General features: G+C 68.5%; 1 protein-coding gene. It reads left to right on the top strand.

Going from position 1 to position 270, the window contains the following annotated elements; all coding sequences use genetic code 11:
• The coding region (locus FLQ44_RS23650) for a DOMON domain-containing protein (RefSeq protein ID WP_206208827.1) at window positions 1-270 on the top strand (270 nt) is incomplete at both ends.

The raw sequence follows: 270 nt of genomic DNA, 5'->3' as shown, positions 1-270 counted from the left end.
ACCGAGGTGCGCGTGCTCTCGCGCGCGGACGGCCTGTACTTCGGCATCCACGCCGAGCAGCCGCCGGAGTTCGCGCGCACCCGCCATCCGACCCGCCGCGATGCGCAGGCGCGCGCCGATCGCATCAATCTGATGATCGATTTCGAAGGCGAGGGCAGCACCGCCTACGAGTTCACCGTCAGCATCAGCGGCGGCATCCAGGACGCCATCATCACCGGCCAGAACGGCTACAAGTACGACTGGGACGGCGTCTGGGAGCAGGCCGTCGCC

This window comes from Vogesella mureinivorans (assembly GCF_007644035.1).
Taxonomy (GTDB): domain Bacteria; phylum Pseudomonadota; class Gammaproteobacteria; order Burkholderiales; family Chromobacteriaceae; genus Vogesella; species Vogesella mureinivorans.
Note: the sequence above shows the minus strand (reverse complement) of the source record. Positions and strands in the feature narration are given on the sequence as shown.